This window comes from Maribacter flavus, assembly GCF_008386635.1.
Classification (GTDB): domain Bacteria; phylum Bacteroidota; class Bacteroidia; order Flavobacteriales; family Flavobacteriaceae; genus Maribacter; species Maribacter flavus.
On sequence record NZ_VUOE01000002.1, the window covers coordinates 1 to 24021 of the forward strand.

Consider the following 24021-nt stretch of genomic DNA (forward strand, 5'->3'; position numbering starts at 1 on the left):
TTGCCAACGGCCGATGGTTCTGAGACGATAGTGAACAGTGGCACGAACATCAACGTAACTGGAAGCGGAACATCGGGCGACCCGTATGTTGTGAACAATACCTTCACGGAAGTAGACGGTAGCGTCACGAACGAGATACAGGATTTGAGCATCAGTGGTAATACACTTAGTTTAAGCAGTGATGCTACAACGGTTGATTTAAGCGGCTATTTGGACAATACCGATGACCAAACTGCGTCTGAGGTGACTATCTCGGACGCTGGGGGCAATTTTACTGCAACAGACGTAGAAGGAGCCTTATCGGAATTGGCGGCAGCCAGCACCGATGACCAATTAGCTTCCGAAGTGGATTCTGATGCGCCAGTGGATGTAGATGGAGACGGTGTGACAGATGATACAGTTGAAGATGTAATACAAGCAATCGCACCTATTACATCGAAGGCAGCACGGATTTTCTATCCCCCCTCTATAGCAATTGATGCTTCTGTATTAGTGAATAATGCAACAGTAGACCTTTATCAGGAATATCTAGATCAATACGGTGGTTCGGCAGCAAACTTTACCGCGAGCGCAGGTGCACCAGGAACTGTTCCTACCTACGGAAGAACAGAACTATATTACTATGTAACCTTTGCAGATCCGGCAGTCCTCAACATCGATCTTATTGATGCAAACGGTAACATGCAATACGATGTAATTGGTACACCTCCGGATTACAACTCCTTGATCAATGTGGTATTCGTAGTAAAGTAATCAGCTAAAGACCCAAATCGGTTTGAAAATAATCAATCAACATACAGCCATATTCCTGGGCATTGTTTTTACAATGTTCGGGATGTTGGTGTCCAATGCCCAGTTTTTGCTACAGGCACCCAACTCGACCGATGAGAACAATTATCGCTGGTACGAGGCCTCGGATAACGGTACCGTTTTGGGTACGGATTTTTTCTACGAAGTAACCGCACCGGGTATTTACTTTGCCACCTATGATGGAACGCTTTGCGGCTCCAATGCCACAGGCTATTTCATCGTTACGGATTGTAACAATCCAGATAATCAGGTAACCCTGGATATCACCAATAACGTAAGTGGAGGGGCTACGGTAAGCTGGTCGCCTGCGGTCAGTGGAGACCCCACAAGGCCCATCGTTACGGCTACGGATGCCGTGGTGAAATATACGGCTACGGTGACCAAGGCCGGTAATGATTTTGCCTTGCCCAACTTTACCGTTGTTTGTCTGCCCCAGGCCGCAAACTTGGTAGATGATGTCGTTTCCTTGGACGAGGATACATCGGTAATAGTGGATATCTATGCCAATGATTCGGATTTACCCAATCCGGGTACTTTGACCACGACGTCGCCATCCAATGGTACGGTCACTATAGATGACAATGGCACACCCAATAATCCTTTGGACGATGTGCTAACCTATACGCCGAACCCAGATTTTAATGGTGCGGACAGTTTTGATTACACCGTCTGCAATAGTTTTGGCGACTGTAGTATGGCGACCGTGACTATAGATGTGCTCCCTATTGTGGATACTTTTGATGATACTATCGCCATTTTGGTGAACGAAATTAGGGTCATCGATGAGTGGGCATTGAACGACAACGATATTCCAACGCTAGGAACCTTCAGTATTACACAGCCTACAAACGGATCTGCGACTATTGATGATAATGGTACGCCCAATGATCCATCGGACGATACCATTACTTATTTCCCCAACAATGATTTTGTAGGATCGGATGCTTTCGAATATACATTATGCGACGATGCAGGAAACTGCAGTACGTCAACGATTACTATGATCGTAAGTCCGTCCAATACCGATTTGGATAGTGACAACGACGGCATACTCGATAGTTTTGAGGACCTTAACTTGGACGCCGATAATGATCCCGCTACCAATCCAACGGATACCGATTTGGACGGCTACCCCGATTATCTGGACATCGATAGTGACAATGATGGTATCCCGGACAATGTGGAAGCACAGACAACTTCAGGATACATCGCCCCAAGTGGTACCGATGCCAATGGAAATGGTGTGGACGATGCCTATGAGACTGGTGGAAACCTAGGATTGTTCCCAATAGATACCGATGGGGATAGCCTGCCCGATTACTTGGACGATGACAGTGATAATGACAACGTACCTGATAGTATCGAAGCACACGACCAAAACCATGACGGTATAGCCGATCTAACCTTGTTCGGGTCCGATCAGGATGGAGACGGTCTGGACGATGGTTACGAAGGAAGCAATGTTAATGATATAGACGTGAACGATGAGTTGGATGATCCTTTTGGACAATTACCAAATACGGATAGTGATTTGGAATCCGACTATCGTGACACCGATGATGATGACGATGGCATCGAAACCATCGACGAGGATTTGAATATGGACGGTGATTATAGCAACGATGATTCGGACGGAGATGGTACACCTAACTATTTGGATTCCGATCTGGGAGAACTATCGGAACAGATAGAAGTATTCAACGTTATCACACCCAATGGTGATGGTGTACACGATGTGCTTCGAATAGATGGTCTAGAAAATTTCCCCAACAATACCATCAGAATTTATAACAGATGGGGCGTATCCGTCTTTACCACAAGGGCTTACAACACGGAGGGTAATGTTTTTGACGGAACTTCCCAGGGTAGGGTTACTGTTGATCAAAGTAACAGGTTACCAGTAGGAACGTATTTCTACATCTTGGATTACGAAGAGCCTAACGGTACCATGAAACAGCTCTCAGGCTACATATATATTAATAGATAGAAGGATGTTGGACATTAAATTTTTAGAACCTAAGCGTGGCTTTTTACCAAAAGGTCTTTTAATCCTAGTATTTATTTGGAGCGGGAACTCCTTGTTCGCACAACAGGATGCCCAGTATACCCAATATATGTACAACACGGTAAGTGTGAATCCTGGTTACGCCGGGTCTAGGGGTCAAATAAGTATTGCCGCCTTGCACCGCTCCCAATGGTTGGGATTGGAGGGGGCTCCCACAACACAAACTTTCAACATTCATTCTCCTATTGGCTACAATGGATTGGGCTTGGGACTATCCATCGTTAACGATAGAATTGGCCCCACCTCAGAAACCAATTTTGATATCGATTTTAGTTATACGCTCACATTGGCCGAGGAAAGTAGATTAAGTTTCGGATTGAAGGCAAGTGCCAATTTATTGGATATTCGTTTTTCGGAACTCAACCAGTTTACGACGGACCAGACACTTCAGCAAGATATAGACAATCGACTTTCGCCAAACGTTGGAGCCGGTATTTATTATCACACGGAAAAATTCTACGCTGGACTTTCCGTTCCCAGAATTTTGGAAACATCCCATTTTCAGGAATCATCTTTGAGTACTGCCAAAGAGCAAATGAACTTTTACTTTATTACGGGGTACGTCTGGGATTTAAACCCCATGTTGAAATTTAAGCCCACGTTACTTACCAAGGTCGTTCAAGGAGCGCCGTTACAGGTAGACCTTTCGGCCAATTTCATGTTGAATGAACGGTTCATTTTAGGAGGTGCCTATCGATGGGATGCCGCTTTCAGTGGTATGGTGGGATTTAATATAAATGGCAATTTTTTAATAGGTCTAGCCTATGACCGCGAAACTACGGAACTTGGAAATGCGGCGTTCAATGACGGTTCATTCGAAGTAATCCTTAGATATGATTTTATTTCAAGTAAGAACAACCTTAAATCTCCAAGGTTCTTCTAAAACCGAATTTTTGGCGCTTTCTTGCATCTGATTATTTTTTTATAGGCCATGCTTCGGCTATGGTCAACACAGGATTGTAATTATTCAAATCAATTCTATTTTATTTACATGGGTGTTCATGAATCTTCGATTTCGTCAATAGCCATCTCGGCGTGCATTAAGACTTTTTAAGTCTCATTTCTTATTTTTTTCCTAAAGCCTTCGAACAGTATAGCGCAAAGGGCTTATTTTTACTGAATGAAGGAAGAAGAAGTAATTCTAGTTGATAAAGACGATAATCCAAGGGGAACCATGCCAAAAATGGAAGCCCATGAAAAAGCCGAGTTACACCGGGCTTTCTCCGTTTTTATTCTCAATGACAAAAATGAAATTATGTTGCAGCAAAGGGCGGCCCATAAATACCATTCCCCATTGTTATGGACCAATACCTGTTGCAGCCACCAAAGGGTAGGGGAGTCCAATTTGCAAGCGGGAAAGCGAAGGCTCCAAGAGGAAATGGGGTTTGAAACCAATTTAAAGGAACTTTTTTCTTTTATCTACAAAGCACCTTTTGATAATGGATTGACGGAGCACGAACTTGATCATGTCATGATCGGATATTTCAATGATGTTCCAAATATCAATAAAGATGAAGTCGCGGATTGGAAATGGATGACGCCCAAAGCGATTAAATTGGATATGGTGGAGCACCCGGAAATCTACACGGCTTGGTTTAAGATAATTTTCGAGAAATTTTATCAGCATTTAATCGATAATCTGGTTGAAAATGAAAGTTAAGGTAAGCCGAAAAGCACATTTTAATGCGGCCCATAGGCTTTATAGGCCGGATTGGGAAGATTCCAAAAATTGGGAAGTGTTTGGAAAATGCAATAATCCCAGCTTTCACGGGCACAACTATGAATTGATTGTTAGCGTTACCGGGGAAATCGACCCAGAAACTGGTTTTGTAATGGATATGAAGGAGTTGAAAGACCTTATAAAGGAAAAAATCGAAGATGCTTTCGACCACAAGAATCTGAACGTGGAAGTGCCTGAGTTCAGGGAATTAAATCCTACCGCCGAAAATATTGCCGTTGTTATATGGAACAGGTTGCGACCCAGTATACAAGACAACAAGGAATTGGAGGTTGTGCTCTATGAGACACCCAGAAATTTTGTCACATACACCGGATAATGGCTTGCCTTCAAAACGTAATCCATAATACAGTATTGATTTATTAAGTTTTTTCCTACCTCTTCAAATAATTTAGTTGTTCCTTTCGTTACGATTATGGAAACTTTTTAATCAAAAAATGAATTTATACCCTTTAAAATTTAATCCCATACTCAAAGAAAGGCTTTGGGGAGGAACCAAATTAAAAACGCTCTTTGGGAAACCCAGTACAAGTGAAATTACAGGGGAAAGTTGGGAGCTTTCCACTGTTACCGGAGATATTTCGGTTATATCAAACGGTGATTTTGCAGGTACTTCCTTACAGGAATTGATCGATACATATCCCACACAGCTTTTAGGGAAAAGTGTTGTGGAACGTTTTGGAACGGATTTTCCTATACTGATCAAATTCATCGATGCCAAACAGGACCTTTCCATTCAGTTGCACCCCAACGACGCATTGGCAAAGGAACGGCATAACTCTTTTGGCAAAACGGAGATGTGGTACATTATGGATGCCGATCCCGGAGCCGAATTGATCGTAGGCTTTAATAAGGACGTGTCAAAGCAGGAATATGAAAATAGTCTGGAAAATGACACTTTGTTGGATTTGTTGAACTATGAAAAAGTCCGGGAAGGAGATACGTTTTTCATAAATACCGGTAAAATCCATGCGATTGGCGCAGGGGTTCTTTTGGCCGAAATCCAGCAGACATCTGATGTTACCTATCGTGTTTTCGATTTTAATAGAAAGGACAAAGAAGGCAACTTACGGGAATTACATACGGAACTGGCCTTTGATGCAATCGATTATGAAAAGAAGGACGACTTTAAGGTGTCCTACCCAAAGGAAAGGAATGCGGTGAATGCAATGGTGGACTGTCCGTATTTTAAGACCAACTTTTTGGATTTGGACAAGGATATTGTTTTAGATATAAAGCATCGGGATACCTTTACCATTTTCATGTGCGTAGCGGGAACGGCCGCGATTGGGAACACGTTTGGTGAAGTAACTATTCAAAAAGGGGAAACTACTTTGCTACCGGCCAATTCGGATCAAATCGAAATACGTACCAAAGGCACCAAACTATTGGAAGTTACAATTTAGGCAAATACAATTATTCAACGGTTTAATTGTACTTTTGTATAAAATTATAAGATATGGCAAGTATTAAAAATTTGAAAAAAGATATAAATAACGTCCTTGGGGATATTATTGAAGGGGTTTATATAGTGGAAGCAACGAACGGTGGTGGACCTTCAAAAGAGGGAACTGCCATTATCGATGGTGCCATTAGCACTTTTGATGAACTAATAGCCAAGGTAAATCAAGCCGATATTGAGAACAAAAAGGTACATTTTAATGGTATCAGAACAGAATTGGAAACTAAGGCAAATAAATTGGTCGACCAATTGAACAGCATGGCTGAATAGATTCCTTCTAACTTAAATAAAAAAGCATCCTTAAGGGATGCTTTTTTATTATTGATCCGATTCCAATAATTGCTTCAAGTCCTTGCCGTATTTGGAATTGGCCACTTCGGGAGGAAGACTTCTATAAATGGAATCCAGATATTTTATGTTTGCATCGGGAATTTCTTTTGCCGCAATATATGGGGCAATGTAGGAATCCGTATTGTTCAAAGCATAGTTTATGGAATAGGCATACGCGCGCTGAGTGTTTCTGGTACCTACGCGTTCTAAGGAATCAATGGTATTTTGGTCTGCATTTGCCTGTAATTGCGATGCCTTCAGCATAATCTCCATATTCCTTAAATTAAGGTTGGATAGTGCCTTTTGATATTCCTCGAGTTTTTCGTGCGTTGGAGATCCCTTTATTTCGGCCGTAGTATCAAAAGTATTCCAGTCCGTATTAATGGTAATGGTACCTGGTTCGGCAAAAAAAGTTATCCGGTCGTTGATCGCATTGTTATCCTTCTTATTTAGATACAGATAATAGATTTCCGGACTTTCCAATTCCGCTGAAAGACTGAAAGTTCCTTCACCATCAATTTCAAGGGAATCCACCGTTACAAGCGTCGTATCCATCAGGTGCTGCAAATAAAGCGTTCCCTTTTTTAAACCTCGAACCTTTCCATTTACCACAAGGTTGGCTTCCGTATCGCTTCCGCAGGAAACAAAAAATACAGCAATGAAGATATAGGCTAATTTTTTCACGTGTTATTTTATTCTTTTTAGGTTAGTTGAAACATCCATAACTATCGATTCCAATTCTTGGACATGGATGTTCCGTTCAAAATGATTCAGGGGGCAAATATCATTAAATTTTCAAAGAAAATACAATTCAAAAAGTAAATACTACAAACTGGAAGCTACCTCCATTAGATAGGCACATAACAGTGCGCCTGCCGTACCTACCACATAGCCCAAAACGGCCAATAAAACCCCCACCGACGTTAAGGACGGATGGAATTCCGCTGCAACTACCGGTGCAGAAGCAGCGCCTCCCACATTGGCCTGGCTACCTACCGCCAAGAAAAAGTAAGGGGCCTTTATAAGTTTGGCCACTAAAATTAGCAATAAGGCATGGATAGCTATCCAAACAAAGCCGATGGCGATAAGGCCGGGGTTTTCCAAAACCTTACCCAAGTCCATTTTCATGCCAATCGTTGCCACTAGAATATAGATAAACATACCACCAATTTTACTCGCTCCGGCACCTTCATAGTTCTTAGCTTTTGTAAATGACATGGCAATTCCCGCACAGGTAGATAGTACTACCATCCAAAAGAATCCCGATCCCAAAAAGGAAAGAAAACTTTTTTTGTCGCTTATAGCCTCAAAATTTGATGTTAGGAATTCGCTAATATGGTCTCCAAAAAAATGGGAAATTCCCACAGCCGTAAATGCTATACATAACATAATCATATAATCCTGTAGTGTTGGTACACGGGTAATTTTTTCCGTAAACTCCGTTACCTTTAGCTTTAAGGTCTCAATGGCCGATGTATCGGCCTTAAGCCACTTGTCGATACTTTTCGTTTTGCCCACACCTAAAAGAATGACCGCCATCCAGATATTGGCGACTACGATATCGATTAGAACCATTCCCCCATATTTTTCTGGGTTGTACTTAAAAATTTCAAGCATAGCGGCCTGATTAGCCCCGCCTCCTATCCAGCTTCCGGCGATAGTAGCTAGCCCCCTCCATACGGCGTCAAAATCGTTTCCCCCCACCGTTTCCGGAGAAAATATGGAAACCAGCAAAATAGCCAATGGACCGCCTACTACAATGCCCAAACTCCCCGTTAAAAACATGATGATTGCCTTTGAACCCAAATTACTGATGGCCTTAAGGTCGATACTTAAGGTCATCAATACCAGGGCAGCGGGTAAAAGATACCTACTGGCCATGAAATAAAGATTGGAAATATCGTCCGAAATCAATCCCGCACTGGCCATAAGTGCCGGTAAAAGGTAGCACATAAGTACGGCCGGGACGACGGAATAGAATTTTTGCCAAAATCCGGTCTTGATGCCTGAAGTATAAAATATAAATCCAAGCGCAAGGGCCAAAAGACCAAAAACTACGGTATCGTTCACGATCAAGGGCTGGGGCATGGGGTTTTCCATAATACTATTCCTTCAGCATCAAATATACTTAAATTAATAGATGTTGTTCAATGTATTTGGCGACCCCATCATCGGTATTGCTGGCGGTAACAAACTTTGCGATTTGTTTTACTTCCTCCCTTCCATTGGATACGGCAACGCCCCACCCCACGTTGCTCAACATTTCCAAATCATTATAATTGTCGCCAAATGCAATGACATCCTCCAAAAGCTCCCCGGTGCGCAACAGTTTTTGTATGGCCGTTAGTTTGGATACGGATTTAGGTGAAATTTCGATAAGGGTATCGTTAGATCGGTATACATTAATTTCTTTCCCGAAATCTTCTTGTAGTATTGGCATTAATGCATCAGAGGTGGGTTTTGTACCCATCAACATGATTTTATGTACCCCACTTTTTTGGGTGGTCCACTGTTCCAGAGTGGCTTGGGTCGGTTGAAATACTGGGCTGGTCTTGGTATATTTTATTTCTTTTTCGACCCTTTCAGACATTCTGGGTACATGCCATTCGTCAAAGGCATATAGGCCCAGTTCCGTCCTGTTCGCTTCACAAACTTCATGGATTTTACCTACCATATCCATTGGAATGGTTACCGAGAGCAGTTCCTCAGCCCCATCCAGCACCAGTGCGCCGTTGAAACAGACAATGGGCTGTTCCAAGATGCCCAGATCTTTTTGGATGTAGTACATGCCATTGGGCATTCTTGCCGAGACCAACATGATTCTGGCTATTTCCTTGATTCTACTGAATTGGGAAATGGTGTATTTTGAAACATCGCTTTTAGTGGACAATAAGGTTCCGTCCAGATCAGAGCAAAGCAATTTGAACTTCATATCAAATATTTAACCAGTAAGATAATTTTAAATTTACAGACCTGAATTTTGGCTCGAATTGACTTACGGCATAGTTATCATTGTATACTATAAACAAGTCTGAAAGCGGTGCAAATCGCCATTGTAACCGGGAATTGATGCCCAAGTTATCCCGCTGATTACTATACTGAACCAAGGTTGACCAGAATATGGATTTACTAAAGGTAAGGTCCATCCGTGGACTTACCAGCCAAATATTGGCACTTGAATAGGGCAGCGGCAGATTTATTTGGTCATAATTGAATTGAAGAGAAATGGATGCCTTTGGTTGAAACCGCATGGTCATGGAGCCTTCCATGGAAAATCGGTTTCCATTAAAAAACCGGCCTATGGTAGACTGTAAGTCGTAGGAGAAAAGCTTTCGCTGATCGGATTGATAGCCGGCCTGGACACTATTGTAATGATAGTTTTGATTGGCCGGGAGCGGTATGGCACCTTCGGTCCGCGTTGGATCAAAAGTATCAAAAAGGAAGGTAAACGTGTTTGTGTATTCTATCTGTGCCTGCGATTGATTATTGAATTGGACTTGATAGCTATATTGAAGGTCATAATCCGTATTTTTAAAATCCATACTGGGGCTCCAACGTATATTTGTAAATGACCGTAGCGTATGGTTCTGGACAATACCTTTTCTTGGCCAGAATACCCGCTCTAAACTAAAGAGCGTCTTAAAAAGATCGGTTCTTCGCACAAAACCCAGATCTGAACGAAAGTCCTCATCTATAAAAGTACCTTTGGCGAATACATTTAATTTTCTGGTATTATATCGAATTAGAGCACTAGAAGCAAAGTTTCCCACATTATCATCAGGTTGAAAGGATTTATGGGTTATGAATGATCCATTCCAAGTATTATCCTTGGATGCCAGATTATAATCCACTCCTAAAACACGATTGTATTCATCTTCCCGTTCTACAAAATCATAATTTTTGAACGATTCCTTATTTATAAAAAATACTCCTATGTTAGACCGTGAGAAAACACGCTGTTGCAATGCCAGCATCGTATTATTGTTCGATGGAATTTCATTTTCCAAATCCTCTGCCGTCTGTATGTTCAATAGCCCAACCCTGAGATCGTTGGTCAGCTTTCCGCTAAGCCGTACGCCACCAATAATATTGTTCTCTATGGTATTCCCAACGGTGTCCCTAGCGATACCAATACGTCTTGAAAAAAATGGACTAAAATCAAAACCGTTTCCAAAACTTGCAAAGAGATCATTGTTGTCAATAAAAAATTGACGACGCTCCGGTAAAGCAATTTCAAAACGGGTGAGGTTGGTAATAAAATTATCCACCTCTACGGTGGAAAAGTCGGGGTTTATAGTGAGATCCAGATTTAAGCTGTTTCCAACGGAGACCTTGGCATCTGCACCTACCTTAAAATTGTCCAGGTTTTCACCATTGTCAAAGTCCCTGGCACTAATTCCGTTTACATAGGGTATAATCGCAAAAGGAGTCCTGGATTTGCCAAGAGGCTTCTCAAAAAGGATTTCTCCCATAAAGGCAAGATTATAAATAAGTTGGTTCTGGGGAATCCTTGTCCAGGTGCTGCGTTCGTTGGATTGCGTTTCAATGCGGTACGAATTGAAACGCCATTTGGTAGCACCTTCCTCAAACTTTAGAGAGGTGAGGGGAATGACCATTTCTGCCGTGAAGTAATCATCATAAATCTTAGCATTGCCTTTCCATTTTACGTCCCAGGACAGATTAAAATCGTCCTGCGAAGCACCTCCGTTTGCAATGAGACCTTCACGGCGTACGCCATAAGGGTTGATTCCAAAAGAAAAAGCGTTGGTGCCATCATTGAAGGTATCAAAAACGAGCGTAAAGCTATCACTTCCACTTCCTCTAAAATCTCGCTGCAATGATTGGGTGGCATAATTTTTTCCGCTGGAATAGGCCTTGATTCCTACGTATAAATTCCTTTCGTCATACAGAATCTTTATTTGGGATTGCTTTTTGGCCTGAATGGAATCCAAAGGAAAATACTCCCAAAAATCTTCCGCCGCATCGGCCATGGCCCAAATGGGTTCGTCCAATAGGCCATCAGGAGTGATTTCCTCGGTAATGAACTTGACGGTGATCTGTTTCGTATGGTCTTGACCCAAGACATACATCGAAATGATACATACAAGAAAGTTTAGCGTAAATTTTTTGGTAGAATTTTTGGACATTCTTCGGTTTTTAATCGGTTTGGAGAAAATATTGGGCACGACGCGTTATATGTTCAACCAATAGGTGAGTTTTAAGTTTATGGACCTGTATTTTGGTTCGATGCTATTTACCGAGTAGTTGTCGTTATAAACAATGAACAAGTCTGAAAGCGGTGCAAAACGCCATTGTAGCCTTGAATTTATGCCCAAGTTGTCCCGTTGGTTGCTGTACTGAAATAGCGTAGTCCAAAAAACCGATTTACTGAACGTAAACCCAAACCTAGGGCTTACCAACCATAGGTCCGCACTGGGATAGGGATCGGGCAAGGTGATTTTGTCATAATTCACGTTCAGGCCAATTCTTACTTTGGGCTGGATACGTAAGGTGGCCTCCCCGCCAATGGAAAACCGTTCCCCGTTGAAAAAATTCCCCAAGGAGGATTCTCCCTGAAAGGCAAAAACATTTGCCTCATTGGATTGGTAACCTACCGTAAAGGTTCCAAACCTATATTCCTGGTTGCCTGGAAGTTCTATGGCACCTTCGGTCCCTGTTGGGTCGAACGGTTCAAATAGGTATATGTAACTGGAGGTATAGCCCGCACCAAACTCCGTGAAATTCTTCAATACGAAATTGTAATTGGCCTGTAGATCATAATCGGCCAGTTGGTAATCCAGGGAGGTGCGCCAGTTGGAAATGGCAAAAAGTTCCAGTCCATGGTTGTTGATAGTACCCGTTTTGGGCCAATATAGGCGTTCAAGACCGGAAACGGCCTTTATAATATCCGTTCTGGGAATAAAACCCAAATCGGATCTGAAATCGGCATCGATATAGGCCAGATCTACAAACGAGTTCCAATATCTTGAATTATAGCTCAAAAGGGCTCCGGCGGAAATGTTACCTTCATTGTCCCCAGGTTGAAAGGATTTATGGAGGTAATATTTTCCAGACCATACATTGTCCGCACTGGCCAAGTTATAATCCACTCCAAGGACCCTGTTATAGGCATCATCCGGCGATAAAAAAGGTTCATCCCCAAAGGCCTGCCTATTAAGAAAGAACATGCCTATGTTAGATCGCGCGAACACTTTCTGTTGTAGCGCTAGCATCATATTATTATTGGATGCCACTTCCTGTTCCTCGCTTCTGGCCGTTTGGATGTTCAATAGTCCTAGGCGCAAGTTCTTGTTTAGTTTACCACTGAGCCGAACGCCACCTAAAATGTCGTTCTGCACCGAATTTCCCAAGCGGTCCGTGGCGATACCGATACGTCGGGAAAAAAATGCGTTGGAATGCCTTCTACTGCCAAAATCCCCAAAAAGATCATTATTATCAATAAAAAACTGACGCCGTTCCGGCAGGGATACCTCAAAACGGGTGAGGTTTGTGATGATGGCATCTACCTCTACATTGGAGAAATCCGGATTTACGGTAACATCCAGGTTCATTCCGTTCCCTATGGCTATTTTGGCATCGCCGCCAACTTTCAACGTTGTATTACTGACATCTGAATTGAAATCCTTATCTGACAAGAGGTTCACATAGGGAATCAATGCCAATGGGGTCCTGGATTTTCCCAAGGGCTTTTCAAAATACATATCGCCCATAAAGGCCAAGTTGATAACACTTTGGTTCTGTGGGATGACGTACCAATTGCTGCGCTCGTTGGACTGCATATCAAAGCGATAACTTTGGAAACGCCACTTGGTCTCACCCTCGGCAAATTTTAGGGAGGTCAAGGGAATGGCCATTTCGGCGGTGTAATAGTTATCGTATATTTTTGTTTCAGCCTTCCATTTTACGTCCCAGGAAGTCGTAAAGCCGCTTAGGTCCTGCCCACCTCCCGAAATAAGGACTTCGCGACGAACACCATAAGGGTTTATTCCAAAAAGAAAGGCGTTTGTTCCATCATTGAAGGTATCAAAGACCAAGCTTATATTGTCATTTCCACCTGCCCTAAAATCACGTTCCAGGGAGGGTATTACGTAATTTGAGCCCGGGGTGTGAACGGTCATACCTATATAGAGGGTCGTGTCATCCGTTAGCATACGGATATCTGTTTGGTATTGGGCCGGTACATCATCCGATGGGAAATACTGTTGAAATTCGCCCGCGCTTTGTGCAAAGGTCCATACAGGCTCGTCCAAAATACCATCCAATAGTATTTTTTCGTTCGTGTACTTTACAGTGAAGGATTTTTCTGGAGTTTGAGCGTAAAGTGAAGCGCCTGTAAGCAACAGTGCTACTATACTTTTTAATTTGGTCATTTTGGTTTGGAAACTTTGGCTAACAAAGTTAAAGGTTTGTACCGTTAAAAAAACCCTAAAAAACTATTCCTTTTTTTTCTTGGGTTCTCTTTTCGCATCTTTTAGGCATTGCATCAACATCCACTCAATTTGACCATTGGTACTACGGAACTCGTCCGCGGCCCATTTTTCGATGGCGTTGAGCATGTCCTCGTTTACCCGCAATGCAAATGCTTTTTTCTTACTCATATTCCTGTTTACTGTCCATCAGCAAATAAAATGACCCTTGGGATATTCAAATTCTTGATTCAAACTTAATGCGTTCAAAATTAAGTCAATAGCTTAATCTTTACACATTTACTATTATAGAGGTATTTGACTTACCATGACAAATCCCTCGATGAGGGTTTCATCGGTTTTTGTCCCTTTCAAATACGATACGGCTCCGGTCATGGTCCAAATCTACGACCCTCCATCCCTGTCTGCCATATTCGTTCAGGGTGTCCTCCAAACGTTGGTTATTATTGGTTAGGCCTACGGACCAGCTTATTACTTTATATTCTTTCACAAATTTAAATTTTAGTAATTCCCTGATTAATATTATAAATTGACTATTAGTTATAAATCACAACCTTGTTTGGCCTCGAGCCTTTCGTTTTGCTGCGCAAGGTGCGTTCAAAGAAAACATGTTTTCTTTTCACCCAATGCTCAGGATAAACAAAAGTCAAGAGGTAATTAACCTATTGCTCCAATATGAGGTCTCAACTGCGCTCGACCAGACATTATAGTGTGTATATGATTAGTTGGTTACATCCAATTATAACTATAAAATTAATATTCATTAGCTATCGGGAATACACAATAATATTCAGGAAAAACACATGTCAGTGATTTAACGTACCAGCATTTACGATGGGTGATGCATCCTTGTCGGAACATAGGACTACCATCAAATTGCTGACCATAGCGGCTTTGCGTTCCTCGTCCAAATCTACCAATTCCTTTTTACTCAGTTCATGCAGCGCCATTTCTACCATACTTACGGCACCTTCCACAATTTTATGCCTTGCCGCCACAATGGCCGTGGCCTGTTGTCTTTTTAGCATGGCATTGGCTATTTCCTGGGCGTAGGCCAAATAACCTATACGTGCTTCCAACACCTCGATACCGGCCATGGCCAACCGCTCCTGTACCTCCGTTTCCAAAGCTTCGCTCACTTCGTTGACACTGGAGCGTAAGGTGATATCCTCATCCAAACCTTCGTCCGCAAAGTTGTCATACGGATACATACTTGCCAATTTTCGTACGGCGGCATCGGTCTGTACCCTCACAAAATTCTGATAGTCGTCCACATCAAAAGCGGCTTTGTAGGTATTCGTTACCCTCCAGACCAAAATGGTACTGATCATTACGGGGTTCCCCAATTTGTCATTCACCTTCAATCGTTCGCTATCGAAATTGCTGGCGCGTAAGGAAATCTTCTTTTTGGTAAAAAAGGGGTTTACCCAAAAGAATCCGTTCTTCTTGATGGTGCCCACGTATTTCCCAAACAACAACAGGACCCTGGAACCATTGGGGTTCACCAAAACAAATCCACCAAGACTTAGGACTGCTAGTACAATTAGAAAAATACCCAAGTAAATTCTCAATAGGGCAATGCCCCCAATGATAAGCCCTAGAACAACTAAAATCATTACATAGCCATTGATAGGGCTATAGTTTTTTTCGTTTGACATGGTGCATGATATTAAAATGATATCATAAATATATCAAAAAAAATTAAAGTCGGCCTTTTTTCCTCCATTAATCTTGCCCTTTAAATTTCCGGGTCTTTTTCTTATTCGGGTTTTTAAAGAGTCTTTTGAAGAAGCCATCCCGTTTTATTGGTTCACAATCCAACATTTCTTGAACGCGCCCGCTTGGTGCGGGAAATCTTGCTCGGGTTATGTGGTTGAATTGTTCGTCCTTGTTCATTTTTTGCAATAATAGGGCGTACATTGGCAATGCCGCATTGGCACCTTGGCCGATAGATGTATTCCTAAATCCAATTTCATGATGGTCCAGGCCTACCCATGTCACATGCAATAGGTTTGGTGAAAGGGCAACAAACCAGGCATCCTTATTATTTTGGGTGGTTCCCGTTTTTCCTGCTATATCGTTTGATAGTTTATACGTAGACCGAATCCGTGAAGCGGTTCCGGAATTTATGGTCGATTTCATCATTTCCATCATAATTTGTCCGTTTTCGGCCGAAAAGGCGGCATTTTCACTTTTTTTCGGTTCAAAGCTTGCCAGAAGGGAATCCTGTTGGGTAGTGATGGTTTTTATCAAAAAAGGTTCCACAGATCTACCCTCATTCATATAACTGGTATAGGCTTTTGCCAATTCAATCAATTTGATTTCTCCCGTACCAAGGGCGATGGAGGGTTCGCTCGGTAGTCTTTCTTCGATTCCCATTTTTTTCGCAAGGGCAAGTACTTCATCGACACCTGTTTTTTCCATAACCTTCACGGCAATCGTGTTAACGGATTTGCTAAGTCCCTCCTCCATGGAATAATTGAGGTAGGCCTCATCGGTGTCTCCGGAATTACTTGGGGACCAACCTTTTAAATTTTCATATTCTACTTCCTGAGCTGAAAAATAAGTGCAGGGTTCTATCCCCTGTTCTAGAGCCGCGGTGTAAACGAACGGTTTGAACGTGGAACCGACTTGGCGTTTGCTCTGGGAAATATGGTCGTACTTAAACTGCTTGAAATCCACCCCGCCGATCCATGTGAGCACTTCACCGGTTTTGGGATTAAGGGATATGGAGCCTGTGTTCAAAAACTTCATGTAGTGCTGTATGCTGTCCATGACACTTAATTCCTTTTCCGTTTCTTCCTCCCAGGAGGTTATCGTCATTTTTCGTTTGGTACGTTGCAGGCTGTCAAAAATTTCATCATCGGTGAAGCCGTCTTTTTTTAGGTTTTTATAGGCTGTACTTCTTCGGGCTACCGTTTTTATGAGGTTTTTATCCGTTAACCATGGGGCATTTTTTCCGTAACTTTTTTCAAAATCGCTTTGCAATGGGTCCATATGCTCCACCATACTTTGCTCCGCCAGTTGTTGCATTTTATAATTTAGGGTGGTATACACTTTTAGGCCCGATGTATAAATGTTGTATTCCTTTCCTTCCTCATTTTGTGTTTTGGTCCACTCCAGTAATTGCTTGCGTACTTCTTCCCGAAAATAAGGTGCCAAGCCCGAACTATAATCGTAATCCCTATAATCCAAACCGATATCCAGTTGTTTGAGGGCATCATATTCCGTTTTCGAAATAAAATCGTTCTTGACCATCGTGGATAAGACCAGATTTCTGCGTTCCCTGCTTTTTTCCGGGAATATTCTTGGATTGTAACCGTAGGTAGCTTTAAGCATGCCTACCAGGGTAGCTGCTTGTTCCACCGATAGGTTTTTTGTTCGGGTATTGAAAAATTTTAAAGCGGCACTTTCAATGCCAAAGGTGTTGTCGCCAAAGGAAACGGTATTTAGGTAATGGGTAAGGATTTCATTTTTATCGTAGATATCCTCCAATCTGCCGGCAATGATCATTTCCTTGATCTTATCGACCACGATATTTGTTTGCTTCCTGTCCCTCCTAGGATACAGGTTTTTTGCCAATTGCTGACTGATGGTGCTTCCTCCTCCAGACGATTCGTCACCCAAAAGTATGGTCTTTATACCTACCCTGAACAGACTTGGGTAATCCACTCCGGAATGTTCATAAAAGCGCTCGTCTTCAATGGAAATGAGGGCCTGTAAAAGGTGTTCCGGGAATTCATCAAAAGTAATGGGCTGTCTGTCGTTGAGGTAATATTTTCCGATCAAGACGCTATCCGCCGTAAATACCTCTGAAGCCACTTGGTACTGAAAATTGGAGAGTTCCTTTTTATTGGGGACACTTCCCCAAGCTCCCAAATAGATGCTACCCACAAAAATTACCGTCAATACCAGGAACCCCGCGATTCCTACAAAAAAATACCTGAGAAACGGCGGTTTGATTTTACTTAGTATCTTTTTTATTCCCTGCATGGGTGCAAGTTCCCACTTAAATTTAAGCTGACCTGACTTTTAACAATACCTTAAAACTTGTTGCCCTATTTTTGCCAAAACCGAATTCCATGAAGAAGTTCACGTTCATTTTACTGGTCGTTATACAATCCGCTTTCGCCAATGACGCAATCTGGTCCAAAACCGGGCATCGGGTGGTGGGCGATGTGGCCCAGGACTATTTGAGTAGAAAGGCAAGAAAGGCCATTGATGCCCTACTGGATGGCCAAAATTTGGCAGCCGTTTCCAATTTTGCCGATGAGATCAAGGCCGATAGAAAATACAGTGAATTCAGTGCCTGGCATTACGTCAACTTCCCAGCGGACAAGGATTACAGGGACGTTGAACCCAGTGAATATGGGGATTTGGTCATAGGAATCAACAAGTGCATTGAAATATTGACTTCGCAGGAAAGTTCCAAGGAGGACAAGGCTTTTTACTTGAAATTTCTGGTGCACCTTATTGGGGATTTGCACCAACCGATGCATATTGGTCGGCTAGAGGACAAAGGAGGAAACGACATTCAGTTGCAATGGTTTGGAAGGGGCAGTAACCTACATCGGGTATGGGATTCCAATATGATTGACGACTATGGAATGAGTTTTACGGAGCTTTCAAACTCCTTACCAAAGCTTACCAAGCAGCAGGTGAAGCAAATTCAGCAGGGCGATATCTATGATTGGATCGAGGAGACCCAGGAAATTACGAACGAAGTCTATGATTCCGTAGCAGTGGGTGAGAAATTGGGGTATCAATATAGTTACCGATGGTGGGGCACTGTTGAAAACCAATTGTTAAAAGGGGGCATACGATTGGCGGCGGTCCTGAATGATATTTTCAAATAGAACTAAACTATCTTTTTGAAATTTTGTTTCCGCTAATGTTCTTCTGACGGGAGCTCTTGAATCGTCCGGACACATTTTCGCGTAAATTTCGGTGTTTGGTAGTCCTTCCCTGAACCCTTTTACGCCACATGCGAAAACTACTGGGTTTCATTTCCCTGCGCATGATCTCTATGGTTTCCTGTTCACTTATACCAAACTGGAAGGTGATGGCCTCAAACGGAGTACGGTCCTCCCAGGCCATTTCTATGATTCGGTCCAATTCCCTTTCTGTAAATTCCTTTGACATAACAATACAAATATACAAAGCCTAGGGCAAAAAGGGTTTGGCATGACCTTTGAAAATATGTTGCTAAGGTAGAAACCACGACGAGCAGATTAGTATTGGTATGCCCTGGTATTAAAGATGGTCGGTCTATAAAAAGGCATAAAAAATTGGTCCTCTGGGCCGATTTTTTTTATTTGATTATCCTAAACGTCAGGTTTATCCGTTCCCCAATCGGTTTGGCCGTTTTTGGAATCTGATGCTTCCAAGTATGTTGGGTCTCACCCTGCATCACCAACAAACTGCCATGCTCCAATATCATTTTGTGCTTTGCAGAAGGGTCTATGTTGTGTTTTAGATAGAACATGCGTTCCGCACCTAGACTCACTGATGCAATTACAGGGTTTTTACCCAGTTCCTTTTCATTATCAGCGTGCCAACCGTTACTATCCTTGCCATCCCTATATAGATTTAGTAAACAAGTAGTAAATTCTGGGGAAACATACTTTTCTATTTCCGATTTTATTTCCAATAAAACTTTACTGAAACGATGGGGTTTCATGGTAATGTTGGAATAGGAGTAGGGCCTTCCATTATTTCCATACAATGCGGTAAGTCTTGGCTGGGCGTATAACTTTCCGAATACTTTAATATCATCCTGTTGCCAGGGTGTTTCAGACCTTAACTTTTTGAAATAGGTATCCGCAATTTTACTAGGAATAAAATTTGGGTAATATCGTATGTCACAATCGGGCAAATCCAATTGTGAGTATTCCTTGTTTTCTGGCATCAGACCAAAACGGCTTTTAGCTCATTCCTATATTCACTGGGGTTCTGTCCCGTAAATGCTTTGAACGACTTATTAAAGTGGGAAAAGTTGTTGAATCCACATTCAAAACAGACTTCCGTGATGCTCATGGGTTTTTCCGCCAATAATTTAGAGGCATGCACCAAGCGGTATTCATTTACAAATTGTACAAAGGTTTTATTTGTAAGCTTTTTAAAGTATCTGCAGAAAGACGGAATGGTCATGCTCACCATGGAAGATATTTCCTCCAGCGTTATTTCTTCCTTGAAGTTGTTCTTTACATGATTGAAAACGATGTTGATGCGGTCATTGTCCTTGACATCGGTTGCCAAGGAAAAACCATCCGCATTCAGGAGTTTCATTTCTTGTGAACCGCCCAATTCGTTCAGAATGTTCAGAATACTCAAAAGACGTTGGAAATCGGTCTGATATTCCAGCACCTCCATTTTATCGCCTATTTTTCTTTTGGTCTTCCCATAAAAGGCGATTCCTCCACTCGCTATTTCAAACAACTTTTTGATTTTCTTCATTTCGGGAATGGTAAAAAAGTCGGTTCCCAAAAAATCGAGCTTCATCTGTACGACGGTTTCACTGGTATTGCCCGTGAGTGCATCGGTAAAACCGCAATGGGGAAGATTACTGCCTATCAATATAAGATCGCCATCGGTATAATAGGAAACATGGCTACCTATTTGGCGCTTACCGGAACCGCCGTTTACATAGACCAGTTCCAATTCTGGATGGTAATGCCAAACATTGTTCTTGTTCACCCGGTGCTCATCGAACCTTTGATAGGTAAACGAATGCCCAAAATCTGGTTCAATAGCCTCAAACGTAGGTTTTTGTGTAATCATCTATTTGGTGTTTACTAATGTAAAGTTAGATAACCTTTTTTGCAGGTCACTTTGCAAAATTAACTCAAATATGTGGAAAATTAACATCACTATATTAAAAGTGTGTTAAGGTTGGTAAAATAGCACATAAATCGGAAAAATCCGCTGTAGTGGCAACGACATAACGGGTGTATGTTTGTATCGTAAATTATTAATTAATCCTTTAAAGTAATTTATTATGAAAACAATTGTAAAAATCACAACCGTAGTTGCCTTTATGTTCGCTACAGTAGCGGGTATGGCAAGAGAGCCCAAATTGGACGTTGTTACCTTAAATAATTCCAAAAGTGTCCTATTGACCTTGGACGCACTGGACCAAAGTGTCACTGTTAGGCTTTTGGATTCGGATTCTAATAGTATCTATTTCGAAAAGCTTTCAAAAGGTCGTTTCAGTAAAAAACTGAATTTGAAAGATTTGGAAGATGGATATTATTATTTGGTAGCCGAAAGCGGACTAAAAAGCAACATGTACACCATTTCCTTAAAGGATGGTATCATTAAGATCATCGATTCTGAGGTAGATGCCAAACCGTTTTTTAGAAAAACAGAAAATAGGGTTTTCATGAACTTTTTGAACTTGGATAAATCTGAGATTACCTTAAAAGTTTATGACCAAAACTATAGATTGGTGTTCTCCGAAACCGTATCCAATAAACTTATCGTAGAAAAGGCCTTTAACTTTCAAGGAGCCTATCCGGGAAGTTATATGGTAGTAGTATCCGATGATACCAAAATTTACAGTGAAGAATTTGTTGTTAATTAAGTTGGTTTAAGTTAATTTCAAGAAAAGGGGGCTGGAGAGCCCTCTTTTTGTTTTTATACGCTTAGGTAAGCGTACGCCCAGCACATCAAAAGGAATTGCAACGGAATGCGCAGTAATAATAACCATTTTGGAAATCCGGCCGATTCCTTTTCGCCCTTGAGCATATAAAAGTGGACCAACAAAAAAACCGATAACATGGCCATAATTCCATAAATAGCTAAATCTTTGGTTTCCTGAAAGCATAGTCCAATGCCCAAAAGGATTTCAAATACGCCACTTAGAAGTACCAAAAATTTTGGAGAAGGTAGATAGTTGGGCATGACCCGCAAGTATATTTTGGGCCGTATAAAATGCATGAGGCCTGCGAACATATATAGCGCGGCCATCAAGTACAAGTGCCAAGGAAAATGAAGTTCCATTAAAGGTATTTTTGCATTCTTTCCTTTTTATACAGGGGTACTGCCGGATTGTCCATAAACCTTTGCAGCAAGTCCTTCGGCTTTTCTTTTAGGAACATCAGTTCATAGAATTCCTGGACCGTTAAGGTGTTCTCCGATTGTTGAATCAATTTCAGTTCATCGCCCATACTTACTTCCCCTTCCTCCAGAATTTTCACATACGTTCCGGGGTGATTCTGATCGATGAATTCTTTCAGGATTTGTTGGGTGCCAAAACGGATTCCCAGTTTATAACAAGGTTCCCTAGGCTGGGAAACCTGAACCAGGGCACTTCCCATTTTATAAACGTTCCCTATACGTATTTGGGACTCATCCAATCCGGTAATCGTCAGGTTTTCGCCGAACATACCCCAATTCCATTCATGATTAGGATATTTTTCCTTCCAAAAAGGGTACTGATCCGCGGAAAAAAGATAACAGGCCTTGTTCTCCCCCCCATGGTTTACCCTATTGATAATCGTATCCTTCTGAACATCGCTTTTGGTCAAGAACAATTTTTCAGATGTGGGAAATTTAAAAATGCCCGTCTGTTCTTCGGTGCCGTTCCAAACAAAGGTTCTAGGCTCGTTGCAGATATTGGTGGAGATTATCTTCATTGTGTGAAGATAAAAAAAACCACCAGAAGAAATCTGGTGGTTTACAATTTTACTGGATAGTTGCTATACTTCCTTTTCCAACTTTTTGGTAAGATAGAAACCTAACAATAATCCAATTCCGGCCATTAAAAATATGGATCCGGGATAGGCAACATTCTCTTCGACTCCCAAACTGTAGACCATAATCGAAGCTAAAAAGATTGCACAACCAATTCCTATGAGCAGAAGGGAAAGGTTTAAGACTAGGATTTTCCAAAAGGGCGCGGCATGTTCCTTTTTTGTTTTTACAAAAATACTGGCATCGGCACCTTTTTCTATAAGAGCCATGCGTTCTTTGTTTCTAGTTGAAAAGAATAAATAGGCTATTCCAAAAATAACCCCAAAGATTAACGTGAAAATAATTACTTCTCCTCCCATTGATTTGTTTTTTAATTGATAAATAAACTGTTTACTTCTTTGACGACGATAAATTTCCATAGGTTACAATTTTTTTAGTTTTTCTTTAAAACTGTAACCTTTGCCTAAAGCAGTTCGTCCAATAAATGTAAATGAACAAGCCTAGCGACCAACTATTGATAGAACGTGCCCAAAAAAGGGATATATCCGCTTATGAAAAATTAGTGGATAGATATAAGCATATGGTCTTTACTTTGGCGCTAAGGTTGGTTGGAAATAGGGAGGATGCGGAAGAGGTAGCACAAGATACCTTTATAAAGGTATATAGTGCATTGACTACATTTAAAGGAGAGAGCAAGTTCTCTACCTGGTTATATAAAATAGCCTATAGAAAGGGTCTTGATTGTCTTAAAAAACATAAATCGCAGCCCCAAACGAAAGGTTTTGATATGCAAGATACATCTGCCTTGTACCTATCTCCGGAAATATGGAATAAAATAGAAATAAAAGAAAGAAGAAAGACAATAAAAAGGGCTATAGAGGAACTGGATAATGAAGATAGTGTATTAATAACCCTATTTTATTATCAGGAGCTTTCCCTTGTTGAAATTTCCGAAATAATGGGTATTGAAGCCAACACCGTAAAGGTGAAAATACATAGGGCCAGAAAAAAATTGGCATTAATTTTAAGAAATTCACTAGAACCGGAAACAATTCATAGCTATGAAAGAACAAGAAGATAAAGAATTGGATTTATTCCTAAAAAACGCAATCAAAGAGCTAAGACCTGAAGAAGTTTCTGAAAATTTTAATGAAAGACTGTTTCAAAGGATAGCACAATTAAATACAAAGGAATTAAAATACAAGCCTTTAATATCCAAAACAGTGTGGTTCTCACTTGCGCTTGTACTCATAGGCCTTTTAGGATTTGGATTCATTATGGAGCCAAATACCAACTTTTGGCTTTTTTCTTTAAAATACAATACAATTGGTAATCTAGATTTTTTTGATGTCAGATTTGAAGAAATCAAATGGAATTCGTCCAGTTATGCTGTGCTAGGATTCGTCATTTTTATCTTGTTTCAAATTCTTTTTTTAAAGCATTATTTTTCTAAACACAGGGTGATAATCTAAAT

Annotated in this window: 26 protein-coding genes; 11 read left to right on the top strand and 15 right to left on the bottom strand. The window is 41.4% G+C overall.

All coding sequences use genetic code 11. The annotated features are described in order from the left end of the window. The 7 genes from F0361_RS18705 to F0361_RS10360 all read left to right on the top strand — a co-directional run. A partial coding sequence (locus tag F0361_RS18705; RefSeq protein ID WP_161598229.1) for a hypothetical protein occupies positions 1-753 on the top strand: 753 nt, incomplete at its 5' end. Between the two features lie 73 nt (positions 754-826). Next, positions 827-2797 (top strand): T9SS type B sorting domain-containing protein, encoded by a 1971-nt coding sequence (locus F0361_RS10335; RefSeq protein WP_154920201.1) that lies wholly within the window; start codon positions 827-829, stop codon positions 2795-2797. Between the two features lie 4 nt (positions 2798-2801). Continuing rightward, positions 2802-3758: a PorP/SprF family type IX secretion system membrane protein gene (locus F0361_RS10340; RefSeq protein WP_154918557.1), complete on the top strand. Its 957-nt coding sequence runs from the start codon at positions 2802-2804 to the stop codon at positions 3756-3758. A gap of 237 nt (positions 3759-3995) precedes the next feature. Next, a complete protein-coding gene (gene idi / locus F0361_RS10345; RefSeq protein ID WP_154918558.1) occupies positions 3996-4535 on the top strand; it encodes an isopentenyl-diphosphate Delta-isomerase in 540 nt (179 codons plus the stop codon). Continuing rightward, on the top strand, positions 4525-4932 hold the full coding sequence (locus F0361_RS10350) for a 6-pyruvoyl trahydropterin synthase family protein (RefSeq protein ID WP_154918559.1): 408 nt from the start codon (positions 4525-4527) through the stop codon (positions 4930-4932). The genes idi and F0361_RS10350 overlap by 11 nt, the downstream gene beginning before the upstream one ends. A gap of 118 nt (positions 4933-5050) precedes the next feature. Beyond that, a complete protein-coding gene (locus F0361_RS10355) occupies positions 5051-6019 on the top strand; it encodes a type I phosphomannose isomerase catalytic subunit (RefSeq protein ID WP_154918560.1) in 969 nt (322 codons plus the stop codon). Positions 6020-6072: 53 nt separating this feature from the next. Beyond that, a complete protein-coding gene (locus tag F0361_RS10360; RefSeq protein ID WP_154918561.1) occupies positions 6073-6345 on the top strand; it encodes a hypothetical protein in 273 nt (90 codons plus the stop codon). A gap of 48 nt (positions 6346-6393) precedes the next feature. Here the strand turns inward: F0361_RS10360 and F0361_RS10365 are convergent, their stop codons facing one another. The 9 genes from F0361_RS10365 to F0361_RS10405 form a co-directional block, all read right to left on the bottom strand. Then, a complete protein-coding gene (locus F0361_RS10365) occupies positions 6394-7089 on the bottom strand; it encodes a DUF4369 domain-containing protein (RefSeq protein ID WP_154918562.1) in 696 nt (231 codons plus the stop codon). Between the two features lie 141 nt (positions 7090-7230). Further along, on the bottom strand, positions 7231-8505 hold the full coding sequence (locus F0361_RS10370) for a DUF819 family protein (protein ID WP_246160869.1): 1275 nt from the start codon (positions 8503-8505) through the stop codon (positions 7231-7233). 28 nt (positions 8506-8533) lie between these two features. Further along, positions 8534-9337 carry a Cof-type HAD-IIB family hydrolase gene (locus F0361_RS10375; RefSeq protein WP_154918563.1) on the bottom strand — a complete coding sequence of 268 codons (804 nt, stop codon included), beginning with the start codon at positions 9335-9337 and terminating at the stop codon, positions 8534-8536. Between the two features lies 1 nt (position 9338). Then, on the bottom strand, positions 9339-11552 hold the full coding sequence (locus tag F0361_RS10380) for a DUF5916 domain-containing protein (protein WP_154918564.1): 2214 nt from the start codon (positions 11550-11552) through the stop codon (positions 9339-9341). 45 nt (positions 11553-11597) lie between these two features. Continuing rightward, a complete protein-coding gene (locus F0361_RS10385) occupies positions 11598-13796 on the bottom strand; it encodes a DUF5916 domain-containing protein (protein WP_154918565.1) in 2199 nt (732 codons plus the stop codon). Between the two features lie 63 nt (positions 13797-13859). Beyond that, positions 13860-14024, bottom strand: a complete 165-nt coding sequence (locus tag F0361_RS10390) for an Arc family DNA-binding protein (RefSeq protein WP_138259267.1) — start codon at positions 14022-14024, stop codon at positions 13860-13862. 160 nt (positions 14025-14184) lie between these two features. Continuing rightward, positions 14185-14343, bottom strand: coding sequence for a DUF4177 domain-containing protein (locus F0361_RS10395; protein WP_154918566.1), 159 nt, complete (start codon positions 14341-14343; stop codon positions 14185-14187). Positions 14344-14659: 316 nt separating this feature from the next. Next, entirely contained in the window at positions 14660-15511 is an 852-nt protein-coding gene (locus F0361_RS10400; RefSeq protein WP_138259265.1) for an SPFH domain-containing protein, read from the bottom strand. Positions 15512-15578: 67 nt separating this feature from the next. Continuing rightward, positions 15579-17846: a transglycosylase domain-containing protein gene (locus F0361_RS10405; protein WP_154918567.1), complete on the bottom strand. Its 2268-nt coding sequence runs from the start codon at positions 17844-17846 to the stop codon at positions 15579-15581. Positions 17847-17935: 89 nt separating this feature from the next. Here F0361_RS10405 and F0361_RS10410 point away from each other — a divergent pair, with 89 nt between their 5' ends. Further along, positions 17936-18709: a S1/P1 nuclease gene (locus F0361_RS10410; RefSeq protein WP_154918568.1), complete on the top strand. Its 774-nt coding sequence runs from the start codon at positions 17936-17938 to the stop codon at positions 18707-18709. A gap of 7 nt (positions 18710-18716) precedes the next feature. Here F0361_RS10410 and F0361_RS10415 read toward each other — a convergent pair whose 3' ends face one another. The 3 genes from F0361_RS10415 to F0361_RS10425 form a co-directional block, all read right to left on the bottom strand. After that, positions 18717-18995: a TIGR03643 family protein gene (locus tag F0361_RS10415; protein WP_154918569.1), complete on the bottom strand. Its 279-nt coding sequence runs from the start codon at positions 18993-18995 to the stop codon at positions 18717-18719. Positions 18996-19164: 169 nt separating this feature from the next. Continuing rightward, positions 19165-19761 (bottom strand): alpha-ketoglutarate-dependent dioxygenase AlkB family protein, encoded by a 597-nt coding sequence (locus F0361_RS10420; RefSeq protein ID WP_154918570.1) that lies wholly within the window; start codon positions 19759-19761, stop codon positions 19165-19167. Then, the gene (locus tag F0361_RS10425) at positions 19761-20633 is read right to left on the bottom strand and encodes an AraC family transcriptional regulator (RefSeq protein WP_125223991.1); all 873 of its coding nucleotides are present in this window, start codon (positions 20631-20633) and stop codon (positions 19761-19763) included. The genes F0361_RS10420 and F0361_RS10425 overlap by 1 nt, the downstream gene beginning before the upstream one ends. Positions 20634-20850: 217 nt before the next feature. Here F0361_RS10425 and F0361_RS10430 point away from each other — a divergent pair, with 217 nt between their 5' ends. Continuing rightward, entirely contained in the window at positions 20851-21435 is a 585-nt protein-coding gene (locus F0361_RS10430; protein ID WP_154918571.1) for a hypothetical protein, read from the top strand. 53 nt (positions 21436-21488) lie between these two features. Here F0361_RS10430 and F0361_RS10435 read toward each other — a convergent pair whose 3' ends face one another. The 3 genes from F0361_RS10435 to F0361_RS10445 form a co-directional block, all read right to left on the bottom strand. Continuing rightward, positions 21489-21854, bottom strand: a complete 366-nt coding sequence (locus F0361_RS10435; protein ID WP_154918572.1) for a DoxX family protein — start codon at positions 21852-21854, stop codon at positions 21489-21491. Further along, on the bottom strand, positions 21854-22489 hold the full coding sequence (locus F0361_RS10440) for an MOSC domain-containing protein (RefSeq protein WP_154918573.1): 636 nt from the start codon (positions 22487-22489) through the stop codon (positions 21854-21856). Before F0361_RS10440 ends, F0361_RS10435 begins: the two co-directional genes overlap by 1 nt. 63 nt (positions 22490-22552) lie before the next feature. Then, complete coding sequence (locus F0361_RS10445; RefSeq protein WP_154918574.1) at positions 22553-22906, bottom strand: DUF6249 domain-containing protein; 354 nt, start codon at positions 22904-22906, stop codon at positions 22553-22555. 131 nt (positions 22907-23037) lie between these two features. Between F0361_RS10445 and F0361_RS10450 the strand changes: the two genes are divergently transcribed. Together F0361_RS10450 and F0361_RS10455 are read left to right on the top strand one after the other, a co-directional pair. Beyond that, complete coding sequence (locus tag F0361_RS10450) at positions 23038-23628, top strand: RNA polymerase sigma factor (RefSeq protein ID WP_154918575.1); 591 nt, start codon at positions 23038-23040, stop codon at positions 23626-23628. Then, positions 23609-24019 (top strand): hypothetical protein, encoded by a 411-nt coding sequence (locus F0361_RS10455; protein WP_154918576.1) that lies wholly within the window; start codon positions 23609-23611, stop codon positions 24017-24019. The genes F0361_RS10450 and F0361_RS10455 overlap by 20 nt, the downstream gene beginning before the upstream one ends. The last annotated feature ends 2 nt before the right edge of the window (positions 24020-24021 follow it).